The following is a 9,474-nucleotide window of genomic DNA, read 5'->3' on the forward strand; positions in this document are numbered from 1 at the left end:
CAAGGCCGATACGCCCGCCCAGCTGATGATGGCGCACTTGGCCAACCCCACCCCGCGCCTGCCGGAGGAACGGGACGACCTACCGGACACCCTCAACGGCGTTCTGATTCGCGCGCTGGCCAAGGATCCGGAGTTCCGTTTTCAAAAGGCTTCGGAACTCGGAATAAATCTGGAGGCAATCGCCGCCGGGAAGACGCCGTCATTGTCGGAAACCTCGGCAACCTATGCCTACTCCCAAGTCATATCCGCCCATAGAGATACCGCTGACGATACAGGATCAAAGACACCCATGGCAAAATCCGCGCCAGATAAATCGTCTAGGAAATTTCCTCTGTTAGCCACGATCGCCACGGCGTTGCTATGCATCTGTATCGTAGGTGGATCGGCCGCCGCATTTGCAGTGTATTCATTTTCTGAAGGCGCCATACCTATTTTTTCTAATTTGAAAACATCTAGCATCACCCCTGGGAATATGATATCCACTTCGAGTCCGGAACTCCATCAAGTCATATCTCCATCTTCATCCTCCGGAATCGGAATACCCACATCCAATCAGACGGTCGAGGCATCGCCCGAAACGCCCAAGGGGAATACCCAATTTGTCATCATTGATACAAACAGTTCGATGACCGACCTGGCTTGGTCGCCGGACGGATCACTGCTTGCCGTTGCCGGATATGGAGATGGTGGAATCCGCTTCCTGGATACTTCATCCTGGAATGTACAATCCATCCTTCAAGGACACAACGGGCAAGCCAAGAGTACAAGCTGGTCTCCTGACAGTAAAAAAGTAGTTACGATTGGAGACAAGGATAAGAAGGTAATTTTTTGGGATATTCCCACACAGAAAATGATCTTTCAAGAGGAGTTCCTCGGAGTGCAATACGTAAACATCGTTGACTCTAGCTGGTCCCCGGATGGAAAATATCTAGCCATATCCAATGCATCCGACCTTTTCCTTTGGAATACCACAGATTTTTCTCATTACGAATCATTTTCTCCAGGAGATTGGCCGGATAAAATAGCCTTTTCTCCGGATAGCCGCCGAATCGCTTTTTCTACTTCACCCTGGAAGAGAATCTTGATATGGGATGTCGACGAAAAAAAGGTGTCCGATCGTTTCACTAATGAAGATTTATTTTTGATAGTCGGGCTGGGGTGGACACCAGATGGACGAAAACTCGCCGTCGGCGGATCTCTTGAGATAAGCCCCGCTAGATCTGTTCAACAGATTTGGATTTGGAACATGGATACCAAACAAGTAATCATTCCGAACAATATTTCAAAATATGAAGGCTTGATGGCTGATTTTATAGGTACTCCAGATGGAAAACAATTTATCAGCGGCGGCGGCGATGTAATTATTTTATGGGATCCTGTGACAAGTGAACCCTGGAGCGCCTTTTCAATAAAGGAGTTTGGGATCGAATTCGATTCCATCAAATCCCTATCTATTTCACCCGATGGAGATAGGCTGGCTATCGGATTGAGTTCCGGCAAGATTCTTATTTGTGATATTCCAATGAATGATTAGAGAAAATTTTTTTAGCTATTTGAAAAAATCGACGTTTTTCTTGGTGCCGCGCCACGTCCGAGATATCAAAATCAGCACCAAAGAGAAAGGGGATCCTTCTCTACGAGAACATCCGCGAGCTCAGCCGCGGTGGGATGGCCATCGTCTATCTCGCCAGCGATCCGAAATTCCAGCGCGAGGTTGCCGTTGGAGTGTTGCCCCTCGAGGCGATGCACAATTCATTCTAATCTGCGTTTCCAGTGCAGACTTTCATCCATTCCCCCCTAATTTCCAGATCAACAATAAACAGACCGGGGGATAACACCCGCCATGTCCGACCCCATTCTTGAAATTCTCGACCGCATTAATTTTCTTCACCTGCCGTTGCGGTACATCCTCGTCATCCTATTACTACTTATCTTTTACATTGTCCCCAACGCTTTGGAAAAAATCAATTTCCTCTCCGCCAGCTTCCGCCTGCCGGAAAACCCGAATTCGCTGGAACGGTGGTGGTCCGGGTTCCTATTCGTTTCGTTCGGCGCGCTGAGGGGGCTGACTAAAATCATCCTTCTGCTCTGGATCCCCGCGGGAGGGTTGCTGACCCTGATTGCCGCCTTGTCCATCCTTCTGGGCATGCTCAGCGCGGCCGTTGCCGTAAGGCTGTTCACATCCGTCGTTTCCATCGTCGTTCTTCTTCCTCTTCCGGTCGGGCTGGCAGCCACCAGTTAGGGTATTTTTCTAGTCAGGTATTTCCGCTCGACCTGAACGGCAATAACCAAACCACACATCGGCAATATGAGCTTCTTATCTCCGGTATCCTTTCGGTCCTGGCGCTGATCCTTATATCCACCTCCGCCGCCGAATTGTGGATCGCAAAAAGGGATATGATTTCATTGTTGATGCTTCTGGTTTATCCAACCTTTGCCTCCTTTCGCATTCTGGCGGATCCGTTAACTCAGTACTTTTCCTCTCTAATTACCAAATCCAAAGGAAAATTCGATGATTGGACCTAGGGATTAAAGCTATCCGATGTGGATCAGGCCAAAACGGAGGAATCCCGGGATCCGAAAATCTGATTGCGTTATTTTCCGTTTCCGGCAGGTTCGGATTCCCTGACCCGTCCTCATCCGCGGCTTCCTTCGCATCCCAGCGCTTTTCCCCGCCCGATGATATGATTGATCGATCCATGTCCGCCTCCGGCTCAATCCCCAGCGGTTTGTCGCATCCCGGCACTGCCGCGCGCGCCGCGGATTCCCCAAGAGTGCCTCCGGGAGAACCCGCGCCCTTGTCCCGCCGCCGGAAGCGTATGATCCTGTTCCTTTGCCTGGCGGTCTTCTTCACGGCCTCCGCCGTGGCCTGGGGCATCTTCGAGGCCATGCCGCACCTCGAGGACGAGCACGCCAACCTCTTCCAGGCCCGGGTCTTCGCCTCCGGATCGGTCGCCGCGCCGGCGCCGCCCGACTCGGACGCGTTCCTCGTCCCCTTCGCCATCGTCCACGATGGAATCTGGTTCGGCAAATACACGCCCGGTTACCCGCTCGTCCTCGCGCTCGGGGTCCTGCTCGGCGCGCCGTGGGCGGTGAACGCGCTGGCTTCGGCGCTCGCCCTGTTCGGCGCGTTCCTACTCGGGCGGGACCTGTTCGACGCGGATTGCGGCCTGCTGGCCGCCGCGCTCGGCGCGGTTTCGCCGGCTTTCATCCTGCTATCCGGCTCCCTTCTGCCCCACCCCGTCACCATGGCGGCGCTCGTCTTCTTCGCCTGGGCCTTCCTAAGCGCCCGCCGTCCCGCGTCGTCCCATCCCTTGCGCTACGCCGTTCTCGCCGGCTTCGCCCTCGGACTGGCCGTCCTCGCCCGCCCGTGGACCGCGCTGGCGGTCGCTCTGCCGTTCATCGGTATCACGCTGTGCGACGGGATCCGGGCGATAGGGCGCAACACGCTGTGCCCCTACATTCGGATCTATTTTCCGCTCGTGGCCGTTTGTCTGACGGTCTGTTCGCTGCTCCCGCTTTACAATTACGCCGTCACCGGATCCCCCTTCACAAACACCTACACCCTCTGGTGGGCGTACGATACGGTCGGTTTCGGGCCCGGAATCGGACGCGGGGACGGCCATTCCCCCGCCTTGGCCCTGCTCAACGCCGGATTGGATCTGGCCGCCTTCCAAACCGCGCTCACTGGCTGGCCGGCGCCGGGCGGATTCCCGCTGGTCGTCCTCCCGCTGGCCGCCGGGTTGCTGTTTGCCCCCCGCGGCCGGCGCGATCTGCTTCTCCTGCTCCCGCCGCTGGCGCTGATCCTGGCCCACCTCGCCTACTGGGCGCGGGCCGGTGAATTTTTCGGCGGCCGCTATTATTCCGAGGGCATGCCGTTCCTGTGGCTGCTCGCGGCGCGCGGCCTGCTCAAGTTCTCCGCCGGAAAATGGCGTCTGCGCCTCGTCCAAGCCGCCCTGCCGCTGTTCCTCCTGTGGAGCGTCGCGTTTCAGATCGAGCCGCGCTTCCTCCGCGGTTACGGCCTCTACGACATTTCCCGCGCCGGCTCCGATTCCGTCTCCGCCGCCGGTTTGCGCAACGCCGTGGTGTTCGTCCGCCGAAAAGCTTGGACGGACTACGCGGCATTCTCCTGGCTGAACGACCCCTATCTGGACGGGGACGTGGTCTTCGCGCGCGATTTGGGTCCGGAAAAAAATACGCAGGTTATGCAGGCCTTCCCCGGCCGGGAGGCGTATTACTACGATCCGGCCGCGAACGAAAATCCGTTGATGCCCGCGGAAACGCCCTAGCCGGGCGCGGAAACGGACGCGGCATTTGCGCGGTGGACCGGATCGGTTTATCCTGCATGTAGAAAAAGCGCCCGCGGCGGATACGGAGGCGGGCCATCCACCGGCTTCCGTTGGAGATGGACTGCGCCTTCGCGGAGGAGCCTCGCGGCGCAAGCCCCGCGAAGGCGGTCGAGGGTTTTCCGCAAGTTTCTCCGGGATTGGCGCCGTCGGCCGCGACGAAGACCATGGCCTGCAGGCATACCCTTGACCGCGTCAACAGCCGCAACCCGCGGTTGCGGTCCGGGGCTCCTGAATCCATCCAAGCCGAACATGAAACCGCACAGGAGATTTTCGAATGTCTGCTCATAAAAAAGGACCCGCATTGTGGGTAATCGCCGGATGCCTGGGTATCCCGCTATGCCTGTGCGCCGGGGCCGTCGCCGTCCCGGCGGGAATTCTGGCGGCCGACTCCGGCGCCCGCAACCAAGTCGGAATGATGCTGGGGATCATCCTTCCTACAGCCACGACGACGCCGACTTCCACGGCCACCGCCACAGCCACCATCACGCCCACCCCGACCCTGACCCCGACCGTCACGCCCACACCCACACCGACCTTAACGCCCACCCCCACTGCCCTCGGCGGAGGCGGCGGGCGGATCACCTATTCGCGATGGAATGGATCCGGTTGCTGGGTTTTTGCCATGAATTCCGACGGTTCCCGGCAAAACCAAATCACCAGCGGGAATTCCTACGATTACGAATCCGTCTGGTCGCCGGACGGCACGCAACTCGCCTTCACCTCCTACGGCGAAAGCGATTCCACCTCCGACATCTACGCGGTCGAATCCGACGGCTCCAAGCGGAAACGGCTTACCGACCATCCCGCCAACGACAGCTCTCCGAGTTGGTCGCCTGACGGGGAAAAAATCGCTTTCGTTTCCCTTCGGAATGCTCCACCGTCCGTCTACATCACCTTGGAAAGCAATTTTGAAATTTACACCATGAATGCCGACGGGACCGAGGTCCGGAGGCTCACCAGTTCCCCGGGTTGGGATGTGGATCCCGTATGGTCGCCGGACGGGGAGAAGATTGCCTTCACCTCCAATCGCGATTGGAACTGGGACATTTACGTCATGAACGCGGATGGAACGAACCCCGTCCGCGTGACAAGCAACTCCGGGGAAGACTTCCTCCCGGGATGGTCTCCGGACGGAAAAGAAATCGCCTTTGTCTCATATCGGACCGGCAACAGCGAAATCTTCGTCATGAATGCAGACGGATCCGGCGTGCGGCAGCTAACGCATGGGGAAGGCAGCAATTCGGACCCGGCCTGGTCGCCGGATGGAAGGCTGATCGCGTTCCGGTCCACGCGCAACGCGGCGGATCAACATAAATGCCCCTACGATTGCAATACGGATCTTTACCTCATGCACCCCGACGGTTCGGACGTGGTTCGGTTGACGGACACCCCCGAACACGAGTATTCGCCGGATTGGCAGCCGTAGGCGGATCATTTGGAATCGCCTCCCGGGAATTCAACCGCGCTTTGGTAAAGGAGAACAATGCATGGCCGATACAAAAAACCATCCCGTCAATTGGATCTGGATCGGATGCTTGGGCATTGCGCTGTGCCTGTGCTGCGGCGCGGCGGCAATTCCGGCGGGGATCCTGGCCGCCGACGCCGGCGCCCGCAACCAAGTCGGAATGATGCTGGGGATCATCCTTCCCACCCCGACGGCTACGCCGACCCCCACCCTCACCCCCACCGCCACCCTCACGCCCACCCCGACCCTCACCCCGACCGTTTCCGGTCGAGGCGGCGGCCGGATCCTCTTCACCTCGGACCGCAGCGGCGACCAGGAAATCTACCGCATGGATCCCGACGGCTCGAATTTGATCCGCCTGACCCAAAGCCCGGGCGGCGATTTCCACGCCGCGCCCTCCCCGGACGGATCGCGCATCGCCTTCGTCTCGGACCGGGACGGGAATCCGGAAATCTACGTAATGGATTCCGACGGTTCGAATCCCGTCCGTTTGACGGAAAGCGTCAGCGACGAATACGCCCCAACCTGGTCTCCGGACGGAACCCGCATCGCCTACATGTCGGGATCGGGCGCGCAGTTCAAGCTCTTCATCATCGGCGCAGACGGCACGCATCCCGCCCGTGTAAACATCGCCGGCGGGGTGCAGGCCAATCCCGATTGGTCTCCGGACGGGATGCGGATCGCATTCGACAATTTCTCCGGCAGCGAGTCGACCATCATGCTGGTGGACCCCGACGGCGGGAATGCCGCCGCCCTCACCGGGGGGCCTTGGATGGATTTCGATCCCGCCTGGTCCCCGGACGGTGCGCGCCTCGTCTTCGGCTCGGACCGGACGGGGAACAGCGAGATCTTCGTGATGGGCGCCGACGGCTCGAACGTCGTCCGGCTTACGGACGATCCGCAGGGTGATTTTTCGCCGGATTGGTCACCGGACGGACGGTGGATCGTCTTCATGTCCGACCGCGACGGGGACTACGAAATCTACAAGGTGAAGAACGACGGATCCGAACTGACCCGTCTGACCAACGACCCGGCCGAGGATTTCTCCCCCTCCTGGATAGGGTAATCGGAAAGTTGGGAAGCGGTCAACGGCCGTCCCACCGGATCCGTGATCGGTATCCCCGGAATCTTGCCCCCCTCGGCAAAGGGGGCGGAAGACCCGGGGGATTCCGGCGCGCCGAACCGTTCCTTCCGGTTTCCCGTTTTTCTCCTATAATAAGCATTGGACGACGCCCCGCGGGCGACCTTTAGGATGCGTCCCATGAACGATACTCCTCCCCCCCTGCCGGAAAAAATCTCCCGCTACGAGATCCGCAGCGAAATCGGGCGCGGCGGCATGGCCTCCGTCTACCTCGCCTACGACCCGAACTTCGGCCGCGAGGTGGCGATCAAAATCCTGCCGCGCGAGTTGATGCACGATCCGACCTTCCGCGCCCGCTTCCACCGCGAGGCGCGGACGATCGCCGCGCTCGAGCATCCGTCGATCGTCCCGGTATACGATTTCGGGGAGGGGGACGGCCAGCCCTACCTGGTCATGCGCTACCTGAGCGGCGGCTCGCTCGTCTCCCGCATCCGCTCCGGCCCGATCCCCGCCGCCGAGGCCTCGGTGATCCTCTCCCGCATCGGCTCGGCGCTGGATGCCGCCCACGCCAAGGGCATCGTCCACCGCGACCTCAAGCCCGCCAACATCCTCTTCGACCAGTACGGCAACGCCTACCTGAGCGATTTCGGCATCGCCCACCTTTCGGATACCGCCGGCACGCTGACCGGCTCGATGGTGATCGGCACTCCGGCCTACATGAGCCCGGAGCAGATCAGCGGTGAGAAGAAAGTCGACGGGCGCTCGGACATCTACGCCCTGGGCATCGTCGTGTTCGAGATGCTCACCGGCCAGGCCCCCTTCCAGTCGGATTCGCCGCTGAAGGTGATGATGATGCACGTCTCCAACCCGCCCCCCAAGCTTTCGGAGGCGGATTCCCAACTCCCGGCCGGATCCAGCGCGGTGCTCGAGCGGGCGCTGGCCAAGGAACCCGACAAGCGCTACCAGAAGGCGGCCGAGTTCAGCCGGGCCTTCGACGAGGTCACCGGCGGCCGAAAGCCGACGGCCGCGGTTGCGGTCACCGAGGGCGTAGACCGCCGCGCCGGCACCGGGGATTTCCCGCCGAAACCGGCCGCAGCGCCTCCCCCGCCGCCCGCCTCCGGGGCGGCCGCTCCCGCCGGACGCCGGCGATTCTCTCCCTGGGCCGCAATCGCCGGAATTTTCGCCTGCCTGTGCCTGACGGTCGGCGGCGGCGCGGCCTTTCTGAATACAGATTTCGGAAAATGGCTGTTCAGGCCGCCCGATCAGCTGAGTCCGACGGCCGCCTCCACCGTGACCGCGGCGCCGACCGACGCACCCGCTCCCTCCGAAACCCTCACCCCGACCGCGGAAGAAATCACCCCCGCTGCCTCCGCGGTGCCATACGTCTCCGGCCAGCCTTTCCTGCTTTCCAACGGACAGCCGTATTCGACAATGCCGCACATCGGAGTGGATTCGGAGGGTATCGCGCACGTCTTCTGGCTGGATGAAACCGACGAAGACCTTAAAATCCTCCTCCACCGGATGTTCACCCCGGACGGCAAATGGACCGAACCGGATTGCGTCTCGTGCCATCTGGAAGCCCCGGTCAGCAGCTACGGATACCACTTTGCGTCTCAACCCGGGGGCAAGGTGTGCGTCGGCTTCACCTACCTGTCCCCGGACGTCCGGCGGGTGGGCTACATCGCCTGCTACCGCGGCTCCGGCGCGCCCGAGACCCGCCAGATCACCCTGCAGAACGAATCGATCGAAGGCAACGATTTCCTCCTGGAATTGGATCCTTCCGGCAGCGCGATCAGCCCTCTGCTGGGCTACAACACCGTCCAGGTGGGAAGCACCCTCATTGCCGACGGCTCCCTGGGCATGAATTCCACCGCGTTCGCCGTGGATTCTAAAACCGGATACCACCTGTGTTGGGTTCGCGCCGCCGACACGCCGGCGGCGATCTGCCGCTATTCCGCCAACCAGGGGACCACTTGGTCCGCAACCCAGGCCGTCATCCAAGACACGGGAAGCGCGTATGCGGCGCTCATCCTCTATCCTGGAAAGGACGGGAGCGTTTATCTGCTGGAAGACGATTACGACGCCACCCGGACCCTCGTCTGGAACGGATCCTGGTCTCCCGCCCACCCGCTGCGGACCGATTTTATTCTGTGGACCTTGGATTTTGTGACCGACAACGACGGAACCGTGTATCTCCTCGGCACGGGCTATTTCTCGGGCGAATACGGAATCTGGCTTTTCAAGGAAGATCCGGATCAGGCAGGGGCATGGACCGGTCCCGTCTCCATCCGCAGCTTGGAAGATGTGGCAATAAACGGTTTTTCGGCCGCCGTCGCGGAAAACGGCAAACTCCTCCTGACCTTTGTTGCGCCCGGCAGAGACAGCTCTCTGGGCGACATCCTGTTCGTCGAAGCCCCGCACATCTAATCCCCTCGGCCGGGTCGCACCCGAAACCGCGCCATTTATCGGAAGTATTCCTAGTGGACGGGAACCCTAACCCGGACTAGCCGGAACCAACAGGAAAATCGTTTCTGGATATCATTAGCTGCATTCCATTACTTCTCATTGGGGAGCAGCCA

The 9,474-nt window shown here is 60.1% G+C and carries 6 protein-coding genes; all 6 read left to right on the forward strand.

All coding sequences use genetic code 11. The features are described 5' to 3' along the window. On the forward strand, nucleotides 1–1,534 hold a 1,534-nt coding region (locus JW929_12460; GenBank protein ID MBN1440212.1), incomplete at its 5' end, for a PD40 domain-containing protein. 309 nt (nucleotides 1,535–1,843) lie between these two features. Further along, nucleotides 1,844–2,242, forward strand: a complete 399-nt coding sequence (locus JW929_12465; GenBank protein ID MBN1440213.1) for a hypothetical protein — start codon at nucleotides 1,844–1,846, stop codon at nucleotides 2,240–2,242. Between the two features lie 577 nt (nucleotides 2,243–2,819). After that, nucleotides 2,820–4,289, forward strand: a complete 1,470-nt coding sequence (locus tag JW929_12470; protein MBN1440214.1) for a glycosyltransferase family 39 protein — start codon at nucleotides 2,820–2,822, stop codon at nucleotides 4,287–4,289. Between the two features lie 334 nt (nucleotides 4,290–4,623). Further along, complete coding sequence (locus JW929_12475) at nucleotides 4,624–5,775, forward strand: PD40 domain-containing protein (protein MBN1440215.1); 1,152 nt, start codon at nucleotides 4,624–4,626, stop codon at nucleotides 5,773–5,775. A gap of 61 nt (nucleotides 5,776–5,836) precedes the next feature. Then, complete coding sequence (locus tag JW929_12480; GenBank protein MBN1440216.1) at nucleotides 5,837–6,880, forward strand: PD40 domain-containing protein; 1,044 nt, start codon at nucleotides 5,837–5,839, stop codon at nucleotides 6,878–6,880. A gap of 195 nt (nucleotides 6,881–7,075) precedes the next feature. Beyond that, nucleotides 7,076–9,322 (forward strand): serine/threonine protein kinase, encoded by a 2,247-nt coding sequence (locus JW929_12485; GenBank protein MBN1440217.1) that lies wholly within the window; start codon nucleotides 7,076–7,078, stop codon nucleotides 9,320–9,322. Nucleotides 9,323–9,474 lie beyond the last annotated feature (152 nt).

The organism is Anaerolineales bacterium (assembly GCA_016928575.1).
Lineage (GTDB): Bacteria > Chloroflexota > Anaerolineae > Anaerolineales > RBG-16-64-43 > JAFGKK01.

Coding starts and splice junctions, on each gene's coding strand:
- JW929_12465 (MBN1440213.1), top strand. CDS start 1,844: ATGTCCGACCCCATTCTTGAAATTCTCGACCGCATTAATTTTCTTCAC.
- JW929_12470 (MBN1440214.1), top strand. CDS start 2,820: ATGATCCTGTTCCTTTGCCTGGCGGTCTTCTTCACGGCCTCCGCCGTG.
- JW929_12475 (MBN1440215.1), top strand. CDS start 4,624: ATGTCTGCTCATAAAAAAGGACCCGCATTGTGGGTAATCGCCGGATGC.
- JW929_12480 (MBN1440216.1), top strand. CDS start 5,837: ATGGCCGATACAAAAAACCATCCCGTCAATTGGATCTGGATCGGATGC.
- JW929_12485 (MBN1440217.1), top strand. CDS start 7,076: ATGAACGATACTCCTCCCCCCCTGCCGGAAAAAATCTCCCGCTACGAG.